The organism is Dokdonia sp. Hel_I_63 (assembly GCF_007827285.1).
Lineage (GTDB): Bacteria > Bacteroidota > Bacteroidia > Flavobacteriales > Flavobacteriaceae > Dokdonia.
In genome coordinates, this window is the sequence record NZ_VISD01000001.1 from 941301 (window position 1) to 964579 (window position 23279).

At 37.8% G+C, this 23279-nt stretch carries 14 protein-coding genes; 8 read left to right on the forward strand and 6 right to left on the reverse strand.

Annotated elements, in window-relative coordinates; genetic code table 11:
* The first annotated feature begins 16 nt into the window (after window positions 1–16).
* On the forward strand, window positions 17–934 hold the full coding sequence (locus JM84_RS04190; protein ID WP_144782900.1) for a patatin family protein: 918 nt from the start codon (window positions 17–19) through the stop codon (window positions 932–934).
* A 62-nt stretch (window positions 935–996) separates the two neighbouring features.
* Here JM84_RS04190 and JM84_RS04195 read toward each other — a convergent pair whose 3' ends face one another.
* Together JM84_RS04195 and JM84_RS04200 are read right to left on the reverse strand one after the other, a co-directional pair.
* On the reverse strand, window positions 997–3678 hold the full coding sequence (locus tag JM84_RS04195; RefSeq protein ID WP_144782906.1) for an AsmA-like C-terminal region-containing protein: 2682 nt from the start codon (window positions 3676–3678) through the stop codon (window positions 997–999).
* A 109-nt stretch (window positions 3679–3787) separates the two neighbouring features.
* Window positions 3788–4501: a queuosine precursor transporter gene (locus tag JM84_RS04200; protein WP_144782908.1), complete on the reverse strand. Its 714-nt coding sequence runs from the start codon at window positions 4499–4501 to the stop codon at window positions 3788–3790.
* Window positions 4502–4597: 96 nt separating this feature from the next.
* Here JM84_RS04200 and folK point away from each other — a divergent pair, with 96 nt between their 5' ends.
* A complete protein-coding gene (folK, locus tag JM84_RS04205; protein WP_144782910.1) occupies window positions 4598–5734 on the forward strand; it encodes a 2-amino-4-hydroxy-6-hydroxymethyldihydropteridine diphosphokinase in 1137 nt (378 codons plus the stop codon).
* 1 nt (window position 5735) lies between these two features.
* Here the strand turns inward: folK and JM84_RS04210 are convergent, their stop codons facing one another.
* Window positions 5736–7148 carry a CotH kinase family protein gene (locus JM84_RS04210; RefSeq protein ID WP_144782912.1) on the reverse strand — a complete coding sequence of 471 codons (1413 nt, stop codon included), beginning with the start codon at window positions 7146–7148 and terminating at the stop codon, window positions 5736–5738.
* Window positions 7149–7243: 95 nt separating this feature from the next.
* Here JM84_RS04210 and JM84_RS04215 point away from each other — a divergent pair, with 95 nt between their 5' ends.
* A complete protein-coding gene (locus tag JM84_RS04215; protein ID WP_144782914.1) occupies window positions 7244–7729 on the forward strand; it encodes an OmpA family protein in 486 nt (161 codons plus the stop codon).
* Between the two features lie 12 nt (window positions 7730–7741).
* On the opposite strand, the gene JM84_RS04220 is transcribed toward JM84_RS04215, so the two are convergent.
* Entirely contained in the window at window positions 7742–8716 is a 975-nt protein-coding gene (locus JM84_RS04220) for a polyprenyl synthetase family protein (RefSeq protein ID WP_144782916.1), read from the reverse strand.
* Between the two features lie 161 nt (window positions 8717–8877).
* Between JM84_RS04220 and JM84_RS04225 the strand changes: the two genes are divergently transcribed.
* Genes JM84_RS04225 through JM84_RS04240 form a run of 4 tightly spaced genes read left to right on the forward strand, consistent with a single transcriptional unit; the run spans window position 8878 to window position 15588 of the window.
* Window positions 8878–9483, forward strand: coding sequence for a TetR/AcrR family transcriptional regulator (locus JM84_RS04225; protein WP_013750300.1), 606 nt, complete (start codon window positions 8878–8880; stop codon window positions 9481–9483).
* Complete coding sequence (locus tag JM84_RS04230) at window positions 9483–10823, forward strand: TolC family protein (protein ID WP_144782918.1); 1341 nt, start codon at window positions 9483–9485, stop codon at window positions 10821–10823. The genes JM84_RS04225 and JM84_RS04230 overlap by 1 nt, the downstream gene beginning before the upstream one ends.
* Window positions 10824–10872: 49 nt before the next feature.
* Entirely contained in the window at window positions 10873–12039 is a 1167-nt protein-coding gene (locus JM84_RS04235; RefSeq protein ID WP_144785131.1) for an efflux RND transporter periplasmic adaptor subunit, read from the forward strand.
* 3 nt (window positions 12040–12042) lie between these two features.
* Window positions 12043–15588 (forward strand): efflux RND transporter permease subunit, encoded by a 3546-nt coding sequence (locus JM84_RS04240; protein ID WP_144782920.1) that lies wholly within the window; start codon window positions 12043–12045, stop codon window positions 15586–15588.
* Window positions 15589–15731: 143 nt separating this feature from the next.
* Here the strand turns inward: JM84_RS04240 and JM84_RS04245 are convergent, their stop codons facing one another.
* Together JM84_RS04245 and JM84_RS04250 are read right to left on the reverse strand one after the other, a co-directional pair.
* On the reverse strand, window positions 15732–17057 hold the full coding sequence (locus JM84_RS04245) for a RagB/SusD family nutrient uptake outer membrane protein (protein ID WP_144782922.1): 1326 nt from the start codon (window positions 17055–17057) through the stop codon (window positions 15732–15734).
* Window positions 17058–17066: 9 nt separating this feature from the next.
* Window positions 17067–20045: a SusC/RagA family TonB-linked outer membrane protein gene (locus JM84_RS04250; RefSeq protein WP_144782924.1), complete on the reverse strand. Its 2979-nt coding sequence runs from the start codon at window positions 20043–20045 to the stop codon at window positions 17067–17069.
* Between the two features lie 561 nt (window positions 20046–20606).
* Between JM84_RS04250 and mutS the strand changes: the two genes are divergently transcribed.
* Window positions 20607–23198, forward strand: coding sequence for a DNA mismatch repair protein MutS (gene mutS, locus JM84_RS04255; RefSeq protein ID WP_186439144.1), 2592 nt, complete (start codon window positions 20607–20609; stop codon window positions 23196–23198).
* Window positions 23199–23279 lie beyond the last annotated feature (81 nt).

The window sequence follows — 23279 nt, forward strand, 5'->3', positions numbered from 1 at the left end:
TCAAAGAGAACCCACAATGCGAGCATTAGTCATTTCAGGAGGAGGAAGTAAAGGCGCTTTTGGCGGAGGCGTAGCTCAATACCTTATGCAAGAAATGGGTAAGGATTATGACATGCTGGTGGGAACCTCTACAGGCAGTTTGCTAGTGCCTCATCTCGCACTTCAAAATATTGAAAAGATAAAGGATGTGTATACTTCTGTTAATCAGAACGCCATTTTTAATGTGTGTCCATTTGTAATCAAAAAAGATAAATGGGGAGAGCAAACCATCGCTATTGATCACTGGAGTGTACTGCGTAATTTTCTTAAAGGCTCTAAGACTTTTGGAGAAAGTAAAAAGTTGAGAAAACTTATAGAAAAAACCTTTACAAGGGAAAATTATAAACAACTACAAGATAGTGGCAAAGAAGTGCTAGTCACTGTTTCAAATCTCTCACTTCATAAAACGGAGTATAAGTCTAGTAAAGAAGAAACTTACGAAGATTTTTGTGACTGGGTATGGATGTCGTGTAATTACATCCCTTTTATGAGTCTTGCGTCAAAAAACGGATGTGAGTATGCAGATGGTGGTTTTGGCGCGCTAGTACCTATTAAGGAAGCCGTAGAGCGCGGTGCAACAGAGGTCGATGTAATCATACTTGAAACAGAAGTTACTTATTACAATAACCTCCCTTCTACTAATGTTTTTTCTCTGCTTAGTAACCTTCATGGTTTCATGATGGACCGTATTGAGAAGCAAAACATCACCATAGGTAAGTATGCAGCAAATCAAAAAGAGGCAATAATTAACTTCTATTATACGCCTACAGTACTCACCACAAATTCATTGATTTTTAACAAAGAAAAGATGAAAATATGGTGGCAAAGTGGCTTTGACTATGCCAAGTATAAAAACGAAGAACTCAACGAGATTAAGGTGGATGATGAGGGGTAATACCCTGCTTTTGCTAAAGCAGAGAATTAATATGTCACATCATAACTCGTATTGCTACATCATTAATTAACCGTATCCTTCACCGTTTCTTTAGTTGTTTTCTTCTTCCCAAAGAGACCACCTAATATTCCCGTTGCGACATCTTTAATAGCATCTTCAGCTTTAGGCTTGGTAGTGCTATTTTGAGGGGTTTGTGTGTCAGTAGTTGTGCTATCTGTCGCAGTAGTGTTTGGCGTTGTTTTGTTTCCGCCTAAAAGCCCTCCTAATACATCAGTAAGTTTATCTTCTACTTTGTCTTTTGCTCGTTGCTTCTGGATTTCTATTATCTGGTTAGTAAGTGCAGTTGTAGCTGCCTTTAGATTAAGATCTACCTTAGGTGCAGTAAAATTTCCCGAAAGGGAAACAGGGACATCTATATGGATATTCTCTTTTTCGGCATCTGTAAGTTTTGAAAGTAATCCGCTCACATCACCTCCTAGGTATTTTGCAGGGAGATCGAGGTTGAGGGTGTAGTTCATCTCGTTTGTAAAGCTATGTCCACCGCTTACCTGCACATTAATTCCTTTTACGTCAAAATCAAATGGCTTTACAGCCACCTGGCCATCATTAAATGTAAGACTGGTTTTGAGCTTGTCTAATTTAAGGTCGTCAAGGTTTATAAAATCAAGTTTTTGCGATAGGAGATTAAGAAGCGGCATCTTATCTGCATCTACATCTGCAGTCAAAATTTCGGCAAATGCATCTCCAGAAATGGTGCTAAGTATAGGGCTAAAATTATCATCAAGCTGTCCCTGTAATTGTATTTTAGTATTGAGCGCCCCTTGTAGTGCTTTTGCAATAGGAGCAAGTCCTTGCAGCATATCTAGCTCCTTAAATGAACGGTCTATATCTATACTGCTCAAATCTACAGTCATATTAAAAGTAGGAGCACCATCACGTGTGGTGACAGAGCCAGAGAGCCCCGCTGCACCACCAAAAATGCCAGAGTTAAGATTGCTTAATGATGCCTGCTCATTTGCAATAGTCACACTTCCTTTAGTATTGCTAAGTTCAAGGCCATCATAAATCACCTTTGTAGCATTAAAGTTTACAGAGGCATCAAGAAAGTCTGGAATTTTTATTGCTGTGTCGCTTGAGCTCTTGCTCGCTTGGGTAGTGCCAGATGTGGTTGTTGTGCTAGTCGCAAAATCATCAAGGTTAAACACCTTTGAGGTAACATCAAAACGACCTTTTAAATCCTCTTTAGACATTACAAATGGGATGAGGTTCTCAATAGATCCCGTTGCATTTATATCTGAAGTCCCACTTGTTGCAGCAAATGACTTAAGCGTGATATTTCCTGTTTTAAAACTTACAGCTGCATTTTGTATGGCAATGGGATTTGGTAGTTCTGGAGTGCTGTAGGTGAAGTTACTAAGCGTAGCATTACCAGTGCTTTTTATATTTTGATACTGTTGCTTCTCAACCGAGTTCATATCAAAACTCGTCATCACATCTGCAACAAGTCTCCCTTGTAGTGGTTGGTCTAGATTAAGTGGGTAGACTTTGTCAATGTTACCCAAATCTAGCGCACCATCTAGGTCTAGATTTACTAGCATATTACCCATCAAATTCTTGAGCGTTCCCTTTGCAGTAAAGGTGTCTTGGTCAATTTTAAAACGTAAGTCGTTTATCTCAATATAAGTAAGTTCTGTGATGCCTGTATCATTTTTAATCTTTATATCTATATTGATGTTGTTCATTCTTTTAGGCAGGTCTGGATACTTAAAAGAAGCATTGTTAGACACAATCTCAATATCAAGATTTGGGATGTTAGTCTCCGTTGTTTTTCCTTTAATAATTCCGCTTACTCGAAAATCGCCACTCGTCTCCACGCCGTCGAGATTTGCTCTATATTCCTTAGGAATGAGGGCTAGAAAGTTCTTAAAATCTGATGAAGGCGTTTTAAACGATAAGTCCATAAGATTACCATCCTCTAGAAGCTGTATGAAGCCATTAAACTCTAGTGGGAGTTCGTTTATTTTGGCTAGGTTTTCTTTAAAGGTATACTTCTGCTTTTCTAGCTCCATTTGGATTACAGCTTCTAGGTCGAGCTCGTGTCCGTCTAGATAATGCGTACCACCATAATCAAAAGATACTACAGCGTGGGTATTTGTATCTAGCGCACTCTCAATAGCCGAAAAATCTCCAGACCCAGTATGATTTACTTCTGTAAGTTCTAGGTGGGTTTGTGTAGAGCGATCGTCATAAATTATTTTTGAGTCTATAAGACTGTACTCTTGTAAGTTAAAAACAAACGGTTCTGAGTTTTCCTCACTATCAGTTTCTGTAGTTGCTGTTTCTTTTACAATATCATAATTTGCATTGCCTAAAGAATCTACTTGTACGTGTATGTTTGCTTCCAGAAGTGATAGTGCATCTATAGCAATAGGCTCATCTGTTGTGTTTTTGAAGAGTTGAGTAACACCCATCTCAATGCGTAATTCTTTACCACTAGCAAGTGTGTCACCGGCAAACGGTGCGTTGTTAATTACCGTAAAGTCGTTTACTATAACCGTAGCGTCAGGAAAACTCCTAAATAGGCTTAGGTCGAGAGAAGACCACTCTACCTGTGCATTTAAATTATTATTAATGGTCTTCTTGAGTAAGCCTTCTAGTTTTCCTCTAAAAAGGAAAGGTGATGCTACAAGCAGTATCACAATAACGAGAAGTATAATACCTGTAATTTTTAGTGCTTTTTTCATAATATGAGTTATCTCTTTCGAGTAGGATTTACATCCTTTTTTATTGTAATATTTTTTGTTTTTAGTACGCTTTCGCGAAAGCGTATCTGTAATTCTTGTAAACAACCTCCTAAATAGGTAGCTTTAGTTCCTCACCTTCCTCTAGCTCAAATCTCTTCCTAAATAATCCTACGGCTAAGTATAACAATGGTGTGTCTAAAGCGGCAATAATCACTTTAAAGAGAAAACCTCCTAAAAGAAGACCTCCAAACAACTGCCACTCAATGAGTCCAAAGATACAGAGTAAAGAAAGGACCGAAAATGTATCTATAAATTGAGAAAAAAACGTAGAAAAATTATTTCTGAGCCAAAGGTGTTTACCCTTAGTTATGCGTTTCCAAAAGTGATAGATGTGAATATCTACGTATTGTGCTAGTAGATAGGCAATCATACTTGCAAAAACTGCTAGTGCAGTGACTCCAAAAACCTTAGTAAATAGCGTGTCGTCTACGGGAGACCAGCTTGTTGCAGGAACAGCGTTGCCTACATAAACGATTAAGAGCGAAAATAATGAGGCAAAAATACCAGCAGTAACCATCTGGTTTGCTTTTTTCTTACCATAAATCTCGCTTACGACATCTGTAATTAAAAAGGTTATTGGGTAGGGAAGTATCCCTACCGAAATCTCAAAGGTGTAGATTCCGAAAAAATCCCACGAAAAGAATTTTTGGAATATTAAATTCGACACAACTAATGCACAGATAAAGAGAGCACCTAGAATGACATAAATGCGATAAGCAAGTTGTAAATCCTTTGTATTTAAATCTTTAGAGGGTAGTTGCATTTTCTTGATAACTTCAATTTCAAAATTAGCGCATTGTGATTTTGATTTCCTTAATTTGTTGTGAAATGTTATTCTCGTAAATCAATAGCTAGATCTTTGCATACCACATTCTTATCATTAGGCAGTAATCAAGGAAACACTTATGAAGCACTCGATAAAGCAATACAATTGCTTTTTGAGCGTGTAGGTAGGGTTGTAAAAATTTCTCCTGTGTATCAAAGCCCTGCTTGGGGTTTTGATGGGCCAGATTTTCACAACTGTGTGGTAAGGATGGAAACATCACTACCTATTAAAAAACTCTTAGACACGACACAGGCTATAGAGCAATTACTAGGTCGTAAGGAAAAGGAAGGAACAGCTTATCAATCAAGAATAATAGATATAGACATATTGCTTTATGACGATGTTGTAAAGCTTTCAGAGCAACTCTCGGTTCCTCATAAGCATATGCAAGAGCGGTTGTTTGTATTACAGCCACTTGCAGATATCGCAGGCGATGAGGTTTGTGAGGCATTATCTACACCTGAAAATCCAGTCACTTATTTAGAGTTATTAGAAGCTTGTAACGATGATGGTATTCTTACAAAACAGGCTAAATGGCTTAAGAAACCACAAGACAGTATTGATTTAGGTGGTTACAACTATATCACCATAGAAGGAAATATAGGAGCGGGAAAAACAAGCCTCGCCACGATGATCTCAGATGAGTTTAATGCAAAGCTTATACTTGAGCGCTTTAAGGACAATCCTTTTTTACCTAAGTTTTATAAAGACCCAGATAGGTTTGCCTTCCCTCTAGAAATGTCTTTTCTAGCAGATAGGTACCAACAGCTGCTCGATGATTTAGGACAGTATGATCTTTTTAAGGATTTTATGTGCGCAGATTATGATCGTTATAAATCGCTCATATTTGCACAGGTAACATTACAAGAGGAGGAGTTTTTGCTTTACAAACGTCTCCATGAGATGATGTATAAAGATATGCCGCAGCCAGACTTATACGTTTACCTTTATCAAAATACAGAGCGTTTACTTAAGAACATAAAGAAGCGTGGTCGTAGTTATGAGAAGAGTATTGATCCTACGTATTTAGAAAAAATAAACCAAGGGTACCTTGATTTTATAAAGACTCAACACAATCTCAATGTTAAGATTATTGATATTTCAGAGTTAGATTTTGTCAAAAACAGAGCTGACTTTTTATCTATTATCAACCAATTTGCAAATGAGTAATTTAGAGTTTAGAAATATAATCGTCTAGAAACGCAAGTCTTTCTTTAGTCCATTGTTGCATATAGTTTAGCCCTTCTCGGTCAGATTTAAAATCTTTCCATACCAGCTGTTCTCTTTCAAAAACTAGATGTGACGAGAGTTTTTCATATACATTTTGTTGTCTAGTGAGTAGTTCTTCTTGACTCAATACTTGAGCTCGAAGTGTTTTCCATCGTTCTTTAAAACGCGTATTAAAAGCATCTGCATTTGTTTTTATAAGTCTTCTCACGAGACCATTTGTAAGAAAATCATCAGTGGTTTTTATTCGTTTACCACTAAAAATGGTTCCGAAGCTTCCATCTAGATCCCATGGTGCATAGAAGTAAGGTTCTCCTGCATCGTAACGTATGAGATATAAATTCTTACCTAAATTATCTGGGGCGCGCACAGCATTGATGTATAGGAAATAATCAATCGCATTATCGATTACAAATTGTTTTGAAATTCTTTTCGCGAAAGCGTCATCATCACTGTGCACTACAAAATCTGTAAATGGGTATACATTGTCCCAAGGAGCATTTGTTTCAGAAGGGTATTTAATATCATAGCCACCCCAACTTGCTAAGAAATTCTTTTTAGGAGGTATGGAGTCAAAAGAGCTAGCGCCTAGGTAGCGCGCCCCTTGAAAAATCTCACCACGCACCGTGTCGCCACGATTCTTTTTTACTTGTACCAGTTTGCGATCTACTTGTTCTTGTAGTAAGAAGATGCCTTGGTAACTCCCGTTTACAACAACCTCGGCATAGGCTGCTGTTGCGCCAGCTTTGGCTGTTGGTTCTTTATCTAGATAATGCGGTTTGTAAATATCATTCCATAAATTGAGAGAGAGGTAAGAACGCATACGTAGCGGTTCGTTGTAAAGCCCATCCAGAATCCAGTCGTCATCACTGCGCATACCTGCAAGTTCATAATCTTGATTTTCAAAACCTAGGCTGTCTTTATAAAAGTTGAGATCGTAGGTTTTTTTAGGAAACACAAGAGAGCTGCTTCCTCTCAGTTCTATCCCTGCATAACTTGTAAACTGCGTGTCTTTATCTGCATAAGATATTGTTGCCATACGTTTAGGCTCATTTACAATCCCCTGTGGAGCATCTATCTGTATGAGTGGATATGAGGTGAGATAGGTTTTGTAAGTAGTAGCACCATGCTTTAATAGGTGAGAAGCAGTATAAATAGCATCGTTACTTGAAAGAGTAAGAGTGTATGATAGTCCGTTAATCTGGAAATCTCCATCTGTTACTGTGGTCCCTTTAGGTATTTGGATAATGGCAATATTAAGAGAATCGTCTATTGCCAAGGTTTGTGGAGTAAAGGTTACTTGCGCACAAGAGTTAATAGAAATTGCTAGTACTAATAAAAAAATTGAATATCTCACAATAGATTGATTTACAGTAAAGATAATGCAATTGAAATGCCACAAATGAATGTTAAGGAAATTTTGAGAGTCTTATAAAATTGTACTTTTATGCTATGAGATTGATAACTAGTTTTTTACTCTGCCTTTTTGCTACTATTTTGACGGGGCAAGAAAGTGCAAAATCAAGTATAGCGCTTGGTCCTCCTAACCCAAAACCAGGGGTTTGCTACCTTTCACGTGACGGTGGAGGAGAAGATAAACTATGGAAAGCGGTACTCTGTGAGTGGAAAGAATATCAAACTTTAGAGATTCTTAGTGATAGTATGGATCCGCGATTATCTAATTATGATAAACATTACATTAATAAACGAGTGCGTTTATTATTGGAACGAAAGCTCTCATTAGAAGTAGAAAGTTATTATTCATCAAGTGCCAGTGACACCACAGATGCTTGCCTTGCTCAGGCAAGAGCTAGGGAGGTAGGAGAATATCTTATAAGTCAGGGACTAGAAAGAAATCAGCTTAAGATTACCGTGCTCCCTGTTAAAGACAGCGTGGGATTAAGTTTGAGAGTAAGGGCAATTAATGCATTACCATAGCATTACGTTTTCTTAGTAAGTACGCTTCATTAAACTCTCTCCAAAAAGGCGCAATACCTCTTTCTTATATTCAGAGATATCAACGTTATCTAGTGCTGTAAATGCTTTCTGCGTGTATTTGGCGATTTCTTGTTCTGTAGCTTTTGCGGCACCGGAGTCGAGAAACTGTTGCTTTACGGTTTCAATTTTTTCTGCAGGATCTGCTGGTGAGATAGAGAAGAAATGCTCTAGTTGTTGTGCATCATCTTTGTCAGAATTGATAAGTGCAGTAAGGTATAAGAAGGTCTTTTTATTTTCTATAATATCACCGCCCACTTGCTTCCCAAAACTCTCTGGATCGCCAAAGGCATCTAGATAATCATCTTGTAGTTGGAATGCTAGACCTAGATCACGACCATAATTATAAATTGCTTCTTGACAAGTTTTTGAAGCGCCAGCAACTATGGCTCCCATTTTTAGGGCAGCCCCTACAAGTACAGCTGTTTTGTACTCAATCATTTTCATATATTCTGGGATGGTAACATTGTCACGAGTTTCAAAATCTACGTCATACTGTTGCCCTTCACAAACCTCAATTGCCGTTTTAGAAAAGAGTTTTGCAAGTTCTTTAAAGGTATCACCTTCATAATTTTCAAAGAGTTGGTACGCTCTTATAAGCATTGCATCACCAGAAAGGATTCCAGTGTTTATATCCCATTTTTCATGAACAGTTTCCTTACCTCGACGCAGTGGAGCGTCATCCATAATATCATCATGCACTAATGAAAAGTTGTGGAAGATCTCTATGGCTAGGGCAGCATCAAGGGCGATAGCATGGTCTTTTTCAAACAGCTCACAAGCCATAAGTGTAAGTACAGGACGCAGCCTCTTACCTCCTAAGCCTAGTATATAATTTATAGGGTCATATAAATTTTTTGGCTTTTTCTCTAAGGTGTGTTTATTTAAATAATCAATAAATACCTCTGTGTATTCTTGTATGCTACGCATGAATTGCAATTTTTTGTAAAAATAAGTGATAAGAGGTGATTATGCCCTATTACGCTTTCGCGAAAGCGTATGGTAAATCCCTACAACTGTTAAAATTTATGTAAATAAATTGGAAACTATAAAAACTTTAAAAGTTTCCTACGTACTTTTGCGCTCGAAATATGAAAGATCAATTATTAAATACTGCCACAGAGTTGTTTTTAAGCCAGGGGTTTAAGAGCATAACAATGGATGATATAGCCCGAGAGATGGGTATGTCAAAAAAGACAGTGTATAGCTACTATTCAAATAAGGAGGCGATAGTTTCGGCAAGCGCTATGCAAATGTTTACAAATGTATGTGGAGGAATAGATACCATCTTTGAACGGGAGTTAAATCCTATAGAAGAGTTATATGATATTAAAAAATATGTACTTGAGCATATTAATGGCGAGCGCACGTCTTCTATGTATCAGCTTCAAAAGTACTACCCTAAAATACATCAGACCCTTAGAAAGAGTCAATATGATTACATGAAAAGTAGTGTGACTAGAAATGTACTTAGAGGAATAGAGCAAGGATTATTTATAAGTGATATCAGTGTAGAATTTGTAGTAAGTATTTACTTCACGGGAATGACTGGAATTAAGGATGAAACTATTTTTCCAAAATCTGTTTTCCCCGTTTCAGATTTACATGATATGTATCTAGAGTATCACATACGTGGTATTGTAACCCCTAAAGGAAGAAAAATTTTAAACAAACTCATCAAATCTAACCACAACTAATGATACAGAGATTATCGATAGCGATATTATTACTAGTAAGTGTTGCAACAATAGCACAAACTAGAAGTTTTACCGTAGAAGAGGCTGTAACCTTTGCTTTAGATAGCAATTATACAGCTATTAATAGCCGCCGAGACATCGCAAAGGCAATTAAGAAAAAATGGGAGACTACCGCCAGTGGATTACCACAGGTAAGCGCAAGCTTAGATTATAACTACCAGATAAAACAGCCTACACAGCTTATTCCAGCCGAATTTACGGGTGGTGAGCCTGGGACATTTATTCCTGTAGTTTTTGGAACACAACAGAATGCTACTGCAACGGCAACATTAAGTCAGCTTATTTTTGATGGTTCATACCTTGTAGGGTTACAAGCTGCCAAAACATTTCTTGAGTTTTCTAAAAATGCAAACGAGAAAACGCAGCTAGAAGTTCGTAAGGGTGTAATAAATGCATACGGAGGAGTACTACTTGCAGAGGAAAGCGTGGCAATATTAGATAAGAATATTGCGACATTAGAAGACAACCTCAGGGAAACTAGAATCATTTTTAAAAATGGATTTGCAGAGGAGGAGGATGTGGAGCAACTACAGATTACGTTTTTATCACTTCAGAATCAACGAGCAAATGCAAAGCGTATGGTAACCATTGCTAAGCAAATGTTTAACCTAGCAATAGGGATTGATGTAAATGAAGAAACGGTGCTCACGCAAACCCTAGAAGGACTAGCATTACCTGCATTAGGACTTCTTAATGATACGGTAAACTTAGAGCAAAATGTAGATTACAAGATTGCAAATAATCTTAATGAACAACGTGAGCTCGAACTTAAACTTGAAAAAAGTAAAGCACTGCCTACACTAGGTGCTTTTATAAATGTAGGAACATTTGCAGGGCGTAACGAGTTTAACTTCTTTGATAGTGACGAGAAGTGGTTCCCGCAATCTATTACCGGTTTCCAACTGAACATTCCAATTTTTAGTTCTGGGATGCGTAATGCAAGAACTGCGCAAGCGGCAATAGCGCTAGATCAAGCCAAAACTCAAAAAGAGGAGACAGCACAGCAAATTAAACTTGCATATGCCTCTGCCAAAAGTGATCATGAGCTTGCCATAGATAACTACAATACATCTCTTAAGAATATCACGCTAGCAGAGCGTATCGAGAATAAAAATCAAGTAAAATTTAGAGAAGGCTTGAGTACGAGTTTTGATTTGAGACAAGCTCAGACACAGCTTTATCAAGTGCAACAGGAGTTGCTACAAGCAATGTTGCAAATAATCACAACAAAGGCAGATCTTGAGACTATACTTAATGTGCCTAATTATACCAATAACTAGTTTTCTTAACAAGGAATTTTAATAGAGTACCAACCAGAAATAAACAATGATGAAAAAATATATAACACTTGCTATCTTAAGTATTGCACTCGTTTCTTGTGGAGGAGACACTAGCGGAAAATCTGTAGAAACACTCATAGAGTCTGGCTCAGTAGAAGAGCTTCAAGCTAAGAAAGAAGCACTTAAGGCAGAGATAACAACTAGTAATGATCAACTTGCACAAATTGAAAAAGTGCTAGAAGAAAAAACACCGAGAGACAAGAAAGAGGTTCTTATTACTACAATGACGGTTAAGGATACTTTGTTTAATCACTTTATTGAAGTACAAGGTAATGTGGAGACTAAGCAAAATGTGCTTATTTATCCAGAATACCAAGGGACGCTCTCTAGAGTCCTTGTAAAGGAAGGGCAGCGTGTGAGAAAAGGACAAACACTAGCTCGCATAGATGATGGAGGTTTAGGAAGTCAAGTAGCACAAATGGAATCACAACTTGCACTTGCCAAAACTACCTTTGAACGCCAGCAACGTTTATGGGATCAAAAAATAGGATCTGAAATCCAATACCTACAAGCAAAAACTCAATATGAATCATCACAAAACATGGTGAGTCAAATTAGAAGTCAGCTGGGTAAGACTACTGTAAATGCACCTTTTTCTGGTGTGATAGACCAAGTAATTACAGACCAAGGAACGGTAGTTGCTCCAGGAATGGCGTTATTTAGAATTGTAAATCTTGACAATATGTATGTAGCTGCAGAGATTCCTGAGAGCTACTTACCTACAGTAACTGCCGGTAAAAAGGTAAAAGTAGATTTTCCTGTATTAGGAGAAACGGTTGAGACTACTGTGCGTCAGACTGGTAATTACATTAAACCATCAAACAGAAGTTTTGCTATAGAAGTAGATGTTCCTAATAAAGATGGTAAGGTAAAACCTAACCTTACTGCGCGACTTTCTATTAACGATTATACAGCAGATAACGCGATTTTAATCCCTCTCAATGTAATTAATGAAAATGCAGACGGTGAGCAATTTGTATATATCGCTTTCGCGAAAGCGGACGAAATGATAGCGCAGCAAAAAATAATTACTACTGGTAAATCTCAAGGAGATCGCATTGAAGTGCTTTCTGGAGTAGAAGTAGGCGATAAAATAATTGTAGAAGGAGCAAGGTCTGTAAAAGACAACCAAGCGGTAAAAATCTTAACATACTAAGCGATGACAGATAAGAAAAAGAAAAATGTAGATAAGGAATTTGCAATCTCCAGCTGGGCGATTGATAATCCTACCATTATTTACGTTCTTATGGCGCTGTTTCTGGCCTTAGGAATGGGTGCATACTTAGGTATGGCACGTGAGAATTTCCCAGAAATCAATGAGACTAAAATTTATATTTCGGCACCATATCCTGGGAACACCGCAGAGGATATTGAACGTCTCATTGTAGATCCGCTAGAGGATAAACTTCAGAACTTGTCAGATGTGGTTGAGGTGCTTTCTACTTCGCAAGAAGATTATGCAATCATCACCATAGAGTTTAAGGAAGGAGTTGATGTACAGGAGGCAAAGCAACGAGTAAAGGATGAGGTAGACTCAGAAACAGCAAATGAAGACTGGCCTACGTTTAACAATGCAAAGGTAGAGCCTAACGTATTTGACCTAAGTATCTCTGAGGAGACACCTATTCTTAATGTAAACGTATCTGGTAATTACCCTACTATAAAGCTTAAGGAATATGCAGAGTACCTGCAGGATGAGATAGAAAGCCTTAAGGAAATCAAAGAAGCAACTATACGTGGTGCGCAAGAGCGTGAGGTAGAAGTAGCAGTAGATGTGTATAAAATGATAGCTGCTCAAGTAAGTTTTAATGACATACTTGCTTCTATAGGAAATGAAAATATGACCCTATCTGCTGGTAACCTTGTGAGTAGCGGGCAACGTCGTAACATTCGTGTGATAGGAGAGATACAAAGTCCAGAAGAGCTTGAAGATTTTGTAATAAAATCAGATAATGGGGCGGTATACCTTAAGGATATTGCAGAGGTAACTTTTTCTGAAGAAGATAAAACTACCTACGCTAGAGATCTCACATTATATGAAGGAGATACTGTAAATGATGAGGAGATAAGCGAGACGGTGGTAATGCTAGATGTAAAGAAAAGATCTGGCGAAAATATGATTGAAGCTGTTGAGCAAATCAACGAGATCATAGCAAATGCTACGGCAGAGGTATTTCCTCCAGATGTAGTTGTGCGTACCGCAAATGATCAGAGTGCAAAGACAGAAAATCAAGTAAACGACCTTGTAAACAATATCATCTTTGGTATTATTCTCGTGGTAGGTGTACTTATGTTCTTTTTAGGATTTAAAAACGCACTTTTTGTAGGGTTTGCTATTCCTATGTCTATGTTTATGAGTTTTATGATCCTCAACTTGATGGGTTATACCATGAATACCATGATCCTTTTTGCCCTTATTATGGGACTTGGGATGCTAGTAGATAATGGTATTGTGGTAGTAGAAAACGTGTATCGCCTCATGGACGAAGAAGGAATGGGACGTATAGAAGCGGCCAAAAAAGGTATCGGAGAGATAGCATTCCCTATCATTATATCTACACTTACTACGGTAGCTGCCTTCGTGCCATTAGGACTTTGGCCAGGGATTATGGGGCAGTTTATGATTTACTTCCCTATCACATTATCTGTGGTACTAGGGTCATCATTATTTGTGGCAATCTTTATAAACTCGATGCTCGTATCACAGTTTATGAAAACAGATGAGAAAGCGCTTACGCGAAAATTTCTTATCCGCACCTCACTCATCATGTTGCCTATTGGGTTAATGATATTATTTTTAGGAGGAAGCATACGTGGACTAGGAAGCCTTGTGATTGCAACCATCATCTTTATGTGGATCTACAAATACCTGCTTAAAGGTGCTGCCGATGTTTTTCAGCAGCGTTTCCTTACGTGGCTTGAGAAGGTGTACAAAAACTTCTTAGGATGGTCTATTAGAGGCTACAGACCTATTGCATTTGTAGGAGGTATTTTTCTACTGTTAATTTTAACTTTTATGGCGTTCGGAGGTTCTATAGGAGCAGGTCGTACCGCTATAGAGTTCTTCCCAGATAATAAGCCTAACCAGATTACGGTGTATGTCGAGTATCCAGAAGGAACAGCCATCAAGAAAACAAATGCCATTACTAAAGAAATAGAGCAGCGCGTCTTTAAAGTATTTAATGACGAAGCATATCTAGAGGGTGAAGATTACAATGCTCTTGTAGAAACTTCTGTATCACAAGTAGGTGAAGGTGCAGGTAATCCTCAAACAGATGGCGGTAGTGCTGCCGAGATGCCGCATAAAGCAAAAATTACGGCAACAATGCGTGAGTATAAGTACCGTAATGAGGCAGATAGTGAAGAGCTACGCTTTAAAGTGCAAGACGCCGTGAGAGGTGTGTATCCAGGGGTTGTAATTACAGTAGAAAAAGATGCTGCAGGACCACCACAAGGATACCCTATTAACATCGAGCTAGAAGGTAAAGATTACCAAGAACTCATTATCGCAGCAGAGCAAATGCGTAACTATATTAATAGCCGCAACGTTCCTGGAGTAGATGAGCTTAAGATTAATGTAAATAGAGGTAAACCAGGAACAGAAGTTCTTGTAGATCGCCAGAAGGCAGGAGAACTGGGTGTAGCTACTGGTCAAGTAGGGCTGCAACTACGTCGTTCTATCTTTGGTGATAAAGCTGGGGTTTATAAAAAAGATGGGGAAGATTATGATATTTACGTGCGCTTCAATGAAGAGCAGCGATATGATAAGTCGGCTTTATTTAATCAGAACATCACTTTTAGAGATCCTGCTACGGGGCAAGTAAAAGAAGTACCTGTAAGTGCAGTAACCACTACAAGAAACACATCTTCATTTAGTGCGATAAAGCACAGAGATTCTAAGCGTGTAGTGACAGTATATTCTAACCTTGCCGCTGGTTTTACAGATGCAGGTGTGGTAGTAGCTGCTGTACAAGAGGAGATGAAAAACTTCGACGAAATACCAAAGGATATTAAGGTAAACTATACAGGCCAAATCGAAGAGCAAGCAAAGGAAATGAATTTCTTAGTAAGTGCATTTTTTGGCGGACTGGCATTAATATTCTTCTTATTGATATTTCAATTTAGTTCCATATCAAAGCCAGTTATCATTATGATAGCTATTTTCTTAAGTTTTATAGGAGTATTTGGTGGTATCATCATAAGTGGGTCGCCATTTGTAATTATCATGACCATGATGGGAATTATATCTCTTGCAGGTATTGTGGTAAATAATGGAGTGGTACTACTTGATTATACACAGCTACTTGTAGATCGTAAAGAAGTAGCGCAAGATCTGGAAGGAAAGCAAATGCTTGATAAAAAGACCATGCAAGAACTCATTATAGAAGGTGGTCGTGCACGTTTACGCCCAGTATTGCTTACTGCCATCACAACCGTTCTTGGTCTAATACCACTTGCAATAGGAATTAACATTGACTTCTTTGGGTTGTTCCAAGAGTTTGATGCAGGGATTTATGTAGGAGGTGATAACGTGATTTTCTGGGGCCCACTAGCGTGGACAGTAATTTACGGATTAATCATAGCGACTTTCTTAACGCTTATTATTGTACCACTACTATACTACATAGTATATCGTATTAAATTTAAAATACGAGGTGGTAAAGATGAGGTAGAAGAAGAAAAAGAGCTGCCAGAAGCAGCATAAGTAATTAGTTAGTTAATTAGTGTAGAAAAGCGCATTCGGCAATAAGCTGAATGCGCTTTTTTAATGAGTAATTACGCTTTCGCGAAAGTATAAAAAAACCCTCTCAATATCTATTGAGAGGGTTTGAATGAATTAGGTGTTACTTATTGGTTCTCAGTAAGTGGTATTGGGAATTGAGAAAATACATCATCATTTGCTCTATCAATAGGTAACTCGTCAAGGCGATTGTAACGACGTACATCGATCCATCTGTGTCCTTCTGCATAGAGTGAGTACCTACGTTGTGTAAGCATCTCATCTGTAAGAGAAGCAGCATCCATAGCTCCAGCATAAGAATCCAGTCCAGCGCTTTCGCGTATGATATCTAAAGCTGTAACTGCCTCCATAGGATTAATGGTAATGTTTGCCTCTGCGTATAATAAGAGTAGTTCTTCTTTACGTATGATTGGAATAGGGTCTACGTTACTAGTATATCTAAACACATCATACTCTCCAGTAAGACCATCTAGAGTAAGAGCAGATTCTCTAAGCACAACTTTGTCAAGACGTTGGTCATCTGTCTCGGCATCTGTGATAAAAGATGGTTGTGCGATACGTGCACCTGCAGTAGATGAGTTGAGAGCAAAAAACATAGGGTTAAGAATATCTGTCTGGTCTTGAGAAAAGTTGTGATAAACACCTAAATCTAATTCATTATTATCTAGTGTTAAAAATGAATCTTCAAGAGATGATAGTACACCAGCAAAATCGCCTTGATATGCAGCTACACGTGCCGCAAGCGCATTACTTACTTGGCTAAAGCTTGCTGGAGTATTAAAATCTCCAAAGCCAGAAGAAAGTACAAATGGAAAGGCATCACCACCAGCACTTAGGTCTAAGGCAGCAGCATCTAGTGTTGATTTTATAAAGCTTAACGCTTCACTTTTTGAAACAATAGGTCCTAGATTAGTCTCATCTGCTACATCTATACGTATACCACCTTCATCTGTAAGATTAAGGTTGAGCAGTAGCTCGTGTGCAATCATTGTATTAAGAAATCCTCTTGTTGCACTAAGCTCTTCGTTAGTAAATATGGCAGAGAGATCTTGTGCTTCAATGAATCCTAAGATAAGATTGGCGTTTTTTACGGTTCTATACCTTGCAGCCCATGGGGTTGTGATATAGAAGGTATTGTTATCTAAAACGGCATTTTCTCCACCTAGTAAATCACTTGTAAATCTAGGGTCTGAGCTTGAGAATCTATAGTATTCTCTACCTATAACGCCACAATCATCAAAGTAAGTTCCCAGACCTACGCGAGAGCTGTATAGCACTCCGCCCACTAGGTCTTGTAAGTCTCCGCGAGTTAGATTGTCTTCAAAGGCATCAACCTCGGGGTTGTTTAAGTCTGAATATTCTTGTACGTCACAAGAATAAAGCCCAGCACAAATACTCAGTGCAAGTAAGCTTTTAGTTATATATTTTTTCATCTTTTTATTTTAAAAGTTTACAGCGAGATTAAATAAGAAACGCTTTGATGATGGGAAAGGCGTAACCTCTACACCTGTAAAGATACCTCCACCTCCAAAGTTTGAAACTTCTGGATCATAACTGTTGTAATCAAATATGTTGATTAGGTTTGTTCCAGAAAATCCTATTTTAATGTTATCTATATTTCCTCCTAAGAAGTTTTCTAAAGTTGTTGTAGGTATTGTGTAATATAATCCCACTTCACGCAATCTTAAGTAAGATGCATCCTCTACAAATACATCTGCAGATGAACCAAGCTGGCTCACTCTATATGGGCCATTTGCAAGAGCTCCAGAAGGATCAAGTCCAGAATCATCATAATCTGCACTAGTACCGTTTAAATCAGATAATAATGTAGTTAAATTAATGTTGTCACCACCTTTTTTCCATTGCCATAAAAATGATAATTGGAAGTCCTTGTATTGAAGACTGTTATTGAATGCCATTTGAAAATCTGGCTCTGAATCTCCAAATTTCTGGAATCCATTTGCACCAGGGTTAGGGCCTATTCCTACTATTTGAGTAGCGCTAGAACCTTCTTCAATTCTAAATGTACCAAGTGTCGCTCCAAAGGCTCCTACATTGAATGGGTCAACATCTAAACGAGTGATTTTAGAAGTGTTTTTAAACCAGTTTACACTAGCATTCCACACAAAATCCTCTGACTCAATAATATTACTATTCAATGATAGTTCAAGTCCTTTGTTTTGCAATTCACCTGCATTCACAAATTCGCTCGTAAATCCAGAAGATGGAGGTAATGCAGAGTTAAGAATTAAGTCATCAACAGTTTTAATATAATATGTTGCAGAAAAATCTACTTTACCATCAAGAATACTAAGGTCTGTACCAAATTCTAATTCTTTTTGGCGTTCAGGGCTTAAGTCGCCATCTCCACGCACGCCTACAAGGCTTATCCCTAAAAGACCGTCTGTAGAAAACGAAGTGTATGATGTGAATAATGCACCAAAAGGAGCAAAGTTACCTGCTTCTCCATAAGCTACACGAAGTTTGAACTTGTCTACAAAGCTATCTTCTTTCCAGAAATCGAACTCATTAAAGTTTGCAGCGAGTGATGCTTTTGGGTAATAGTTAAGTTCGTTTGCATCTCCATTATTTGAAGATTTATCTCCTCTTAATCCTATCGCTCCTATAAGCTTATCTTGAAAATTGATTTCTTCTTGTACAAAGAACCCAGCATCTTCTTGAAGTAATCTAAACTGGTTAGTTCCAGTGTTAGCCGCTTGATCAACATTAGTTTCTGAAGCTACAAGTCCACTTGCAGTAATAAGTTGAGAATTTCTGTCAAAATACTCTCTTGTAACACCTGCTTGAGTCCTAAAAGATAAATCATTATCCGTTCTATAATTATGTACTAAGAAAGCTGCTAGATTGTAGTTTCTATTTTGAGTATCTCCTTGCACAGCAACTCCATTTTGTCCACCATTAGCAGGTTTTTGAAACTGTAAATCCTTTGGGAAAATAGCTCTAGATTTCTGTCCGTAAGTGTCTAAACCTCCACGTAAAATTAATTCAAGGCTTGATTTTTCTTTTTTGAAGATATCTAGATTTGCAGAAGCACCAATAATAAAGCGATCTACAATCTCTCTGTTAGTTACTCTGTCTCTAGTTTGTAAAGGGTTTGATGCTCCTGAAGGATTATCTGGGTAAACACCATTTTCATCTGGAAATAACTGTAACCATGGAGTTGTACCCGTTAAAGTCACACCAATAGTGGTACCTGAGTTGTCATTATTAAAGAAACCACGGTTAGATCTTGAATTGATATAGTTTGTATTAAGTGATACTTTTAAAAAGTCTGTAGCTCTGTGATCTAAGTTAAGACGAAGTGAAGTCTTTTCATAACCTGTGTTTTTTACAATACCATTTTCATTACTGTGCGTAACCCCAGCATAAAAGCGAGTTTTTACATCTCCACCGCTCATGCTAAAGTTAGTTCTACTTATAAGACCTTTTTCTCCATAAATCTCTTCTTCATAATCTACTAATCTTCCTTCATCTCTAGCGGCTACAAAAAGCGGCACAGCTTCCGCACCAAAGCTATCCTCTACGCGTTGCTCATTATAATTACGTAAACCTAAAAGCCTTGTTACTTGTGTCCACCCAAAAGATTGACCAAATTTAAACTGAGTTTCTCCAGCTTTACCTTTCTTAGTTGTGATAATAACAACCCCAGCAGCAGCTCTAGAACCATATATAGCAGCAGCAGATGCTCCTTTTAATATTTCGATATTTTCAATGTCATCTGGATTTATATCTGCTATTCTGTTTGTAGGGTTATCTTGGTTTGAAGCACTTCCTCCAGCCGATGCTGCAGAAACTGCATTAAGACCAGCAGAAATAGAAGAGTTATCTACATAAACACCATCCACAATATAAAGCGGTTGTGTGTTACCTTGGATAGAAGTAGCTCCACGAAGTTTAATAGAAAGCCCTCCTCCTGGTGCTCCAGAATTCTGGCTTACGAGTGCTCCAGCAAATTTACCATACAGCGCTCCATCTAATGTAGGTGGTGGTGTGGTACCAGTAATTTGCTCTGCTGAGACTGATGCCACAGCATTAGCGGCATTAGATCTCTTTACTGAAGATGCTAGTCCAGAAATAACAACTTCATCTAGTGACTCAGAAGATTCTTCTAGAGTTACATTTAATGTTTGTGAGCTTGAAATCACTTGTTCTTGTGTTGCATACCCTAGATATGAAAATTCTAAGGTTCCAGAATTACCATTTAAGGTAATGGAGTAATTACCATCAAAATCTGATGTAGTTCCGTTTGAACTTCCTTTTTCAATAACGTTGACAAAGGGAATTGGATTATTACCAGCGTCTTTAATAACTCCTGTTACAACAGATTGACCCATCAGGGCGCAAGGAATTAAAAACAACAAGAAATAAGCCATTTTGAGTAATGGGTACTTTTGTTTCATTTGTTCTTTGATTTAGATTATAATCCAAATTATAAATAATATTTAACTTATTAGGCTAATAGTTAACTATATGCTAATAATATTCTAAAAATTACACGAAATAAGCGAATTTGCCAATCATCATCTTGATTTCTCAAATAAATCAGCTTTGTTTTGAGAACTTTTCATGTAATTATTGATTAGATGTAAGAGAACAAGGGTGTTGTCAAATTAGCTCCAGCATTTTTACGCTCATATTTTTTAAATAGGACCTTAAATTGTTAAATAATTAATCACTAAATTTTATCTATTGAATTAAAAGTGTTGATAATTATAATCTATTAAATTTCAATCTCTAGGCTCTTTTTTAAGAGAAAATATTTAACTTAATTAAAGAGACAGTCATGGTGGGCTCAAAGTGTTGTTAAAACGCTTTATTTTGCGCTTTCGCGAAAGCGTGTATATAAAATGTGGAAAAACTAGGAAAGTCTGATCATATTTGAGAAAGCCAACCCAATAGAATAGCGTACTTTTATTTTTCTTAAAATATATGATTTGGCTAAGAAAAAAGTAACCCCCTTAATGCAGCAGTATAATGGTATTAAAACTAAATACCCAGATGCGCTATTGCTTTTTAGAGTAGGAGATTTTTATGAAACCTTTGGAGAAGACGCTGTAAAAGCAGCTGCCATTTTAAATATTACATTAACAAGTCGTAATAATGGTGGAGATCGTACGGAGCTCGCTGGTTTTCCTCATCATTCTTTAAATACTTATTTGCCTAAGCTTGTAAAAGCGGGTTGTAGAGTGGCTATTTGTGACCAGCTAGAAGACCCAAAGCAGACTAAGAAAATAGTTAAGCGTGGGGTGACAGAGCTAGTGACACCGGGAGTTGCGATGAACGATGATATTCTTTCTGCTAAGACAAATAATTTCCTTGGGGCTGTATTTTTTAATAAAGAAAAAGTAGGTGTGGCATTCTTGGACGTGTCCACGGGAGAATATCTTACTGCACAAGGGGATATAGCATATGTAGATAAATTATTGCAAAATTTTGCACCTAGCGAGCTGCTAGTTTGTAAGAAGCAGAAGAAGGGATTTTTAGAAGCATATGGCTCAGATTATCATACTTTTTACCAAGAAGATTGGGTGTTTCATATAGATTATGCTACAGAATCTTTACACAAGCATTTTGACGTTAATTCCTTAAAAGGCTTCGGTGTAGAACACTTGTCTGAAGGTGTAGTTGCGGCTGGTGCAGCGCTTCATTATTTAGGAGAAACCCAACATCATAAACTACAGCACATCACAAGAATACGCCGTATTGCGGCAGATGATTACGTGTGGATGGATCGCTTTACTATAAGAAATCTCGAGTTATATAACTCGGCTTCTGGTGTTAAGGCTATTACTTTGATAGATATAATAGATAAGACGACCTCTGCAATGGGAGGTCGTTTACTCAAACGATGGCTAGCATTACCTCTCAAACGTCTTGATGAGATTGAAAGGCGTCATGATGTGGTGTCTTTTCTCTCAGATAATGGAGAGATATTTGATAAAATGCAGTCTAACATTAAGAAAATAGGAGATTTAGAACGTCTCATAAGTAAAGTTGCTACAGGTAAAATAAGTCCGCGAGAGGTTATACAACTTAAGAATTCGCTAGAAGCAATTGTTCCTATAAAAGGACTTGCTCTTAATACCGATAATGAGTCACTCAACATCATAGGCGAGCAACTTCAAGACTGCGTTGTGCTACGTGATAAAATAAAGGAAACACTTAAAGAAGAGGCTCCAGTTTCTATTATAAAAGGCGGAGCAATTGCAGCTGGTTTTTATAACGAACTAGATGAATTAAGAGTATTATCTCAAGGAGGTAAAGATTATCTAGAGAAAATGTTAGCTCGTGAGACTGAGCGCACTGGGATCACCTCGCTTAAGATAGCATCAAATAATGTTTTTGGGTACTATATAGAGGTGCGTAATACGCATCGTGACAAAGTGCCAGAAGAGTGGATAAGAAAGCAAACACTAGTTAACGCAGAACGATACATTACTGAGGAGCTTAAGGAATACGAAGGAAAGATTTTAGGAGCCGAAGAGCGTATTCAAGCCATAGAACAGCAACTATTTGCAGCACTGGTAAACTGGATGAGTAGTTTTATTCCTCAAGTACAGGCAAATGCTTCCCAGATAGCACAACTAGATTGTTTACTCGGTTTTACACAACTCGCTAGAGAAAACAATTATGTGAGACCTACGCTAGACGAGTCACAAGCAATAGATATAAAACAAGGGCGACATCCCGTAATAGAAAAGCAGCTACCGCTAGGTGAGGCTTATGTGACAAATGATGTGTATTTAGATAGTGGTGATCAGCAAATGATTATGATTACTGGGCCTAACATGTCTGGTAAGAGTGCCATTTTAAGACAGACCGCTTTGATTGTCTTGCTAGCTCAAATGGGTAGTTTTGTGCCAGCGCAAGCAGCACATATAGGTGTTGTAGATAAAATATTTACACGAGTAGGAGCCAGTGATAATATTTCTATGGGTGAAAGTACCTTTATGGTAGAGATGAATGAGACGGCTAGTATTCTAAATAACCTAAGTGACCGAAGCTTAGTATTACTGGACGAGATAGGTCGTGGAACAAGCACGTATGATGGGATATCTATTGCCTGGGCTATCAGTGAGTTTTTACATGAACATCCTGGACGTCCCAAAACATTATTTGCAACCCATTATCACGAGCTTAATGAAATGTCAGAAACTTTTGAGCGTATTAAAAATTTTAATGTCTCTGTAAAAGAACTTAAGGATAACGTGCTCTTTCTACGCAAGCTAGTTCCTGGCGGTAGCGCCCATAGTTTTGGGATTCACGTTGCAAAAATGGCAGGAATGCCACAACAAGTACTTCGTCGTGCTACTAAGATGATGGAAAAACTAGAGAAATCTCACGGCAGTGAGGAGCTCACTGGCACACTTAAAAAAGTGGGAGAAGAAGAAATGCAACTCAGTTTTTTTAACTTAGATGATCCCTTATTAGAAGAGATAAAGGAAGAAATTCTACACATAGATATTGATACCCTTACACCAGTAGAAGCTCTTATGAAACTCAATGAAATCAAAAGGATGTTAGTAAGTAAAAAAGGTAGTTTAAGAGCTTAATTACCATAGAGAGCCATCACTTTACATTAAATGGACCTTTTTAATTTCCCACATTAGAAAGCTTACGTTAGAACGATCTGC

Excerpts from the sequence above, each read along its gene's own strand:
- JM84_RS04190 (WP_144782900.1), top strand. The coding sequence starts at position 17 with ATGCGAGCATTAGTCATTTCAGGAGGAGGAAGTAAAGGCGCTTTTGGC.
- JM84_RS04195 (WP_144782906.1), bottom strand. The coding sequence starts at position 3,678 with ATGAAAAAAGCACTAAAAATTACAGGTATTATACTTCTCGTTATTGTG.
- JM84_RS04200 (WP_144782908.1), bottom strand. The coding sequence starts at position 4,501 with ATGCAACTACCCTCTAAAGATTTAAATACAAAGGATTTACAACTTGCT.
- JM84_RS04215 (WP_144782914.1), top strand. The coding sequence starts at position 7,244 with ATGAGATTGATAACTAGTTTTTTACTCTGCCTTTTTGCTACTATTTTG.
- JM84_RS04220 (WP_144782916.1), bottom strand. The coding sequence starts at position 8,716 with ATGCGTAGCATACAAGAATACACAGAGGTATTTATTGATTATTTAAAT.
- JM84_RS04225 (WP_013750300.1), top strand. The coding sequence starts at position 8,878 with ATGAAAGATCAATTATTAAATACTGCCACAGAGTTGTTTTTAAGCCAG.
- JM84_RS04230 (WP_144782918.1), top strand. The coding sequence starts at position 9,483 with ATGATACAGAGATTATCGATAGCGATATTATTACTAGTAAGTGTTGCA.
- JM84_RS04235 (WP_144785131.1), top strand. The coding sequence starts at position 10,873 with ATGAAAAAATATATAACACTTGCTATCTTAAGTATTGCACTCGTTTCT.
- JM84_RS04240 (WP_144782920.1), top strand. The coding sequence starts at position 12,043 with ATGACAGATAAGAAAAAGAAAAATGTAGATAAGGAATTTGCAATCTCC.
- JM84_RS04245 (WP_144782922.1), bottom strand. The coding sequence starts at position 17,057 with ATGAAAAAATATATAACTAAAAGCTTACTTGCACTGAGTATTTGTGCT.
- JM84_RS04250 (WP_144782924.1), bottom strand. The coding sequence starts at position 20,045 with ATGAAACAAAAGTACCCATTACTCAAAATGGCTTATTTCTTGTTGTTT.
- mutS (WP_186439144.1), top strand. The coding sequence starts at position 20,607 with ATGCAGCAGTATAATGGTATTAAAACTAAATACCCAGATGCGCTATTG.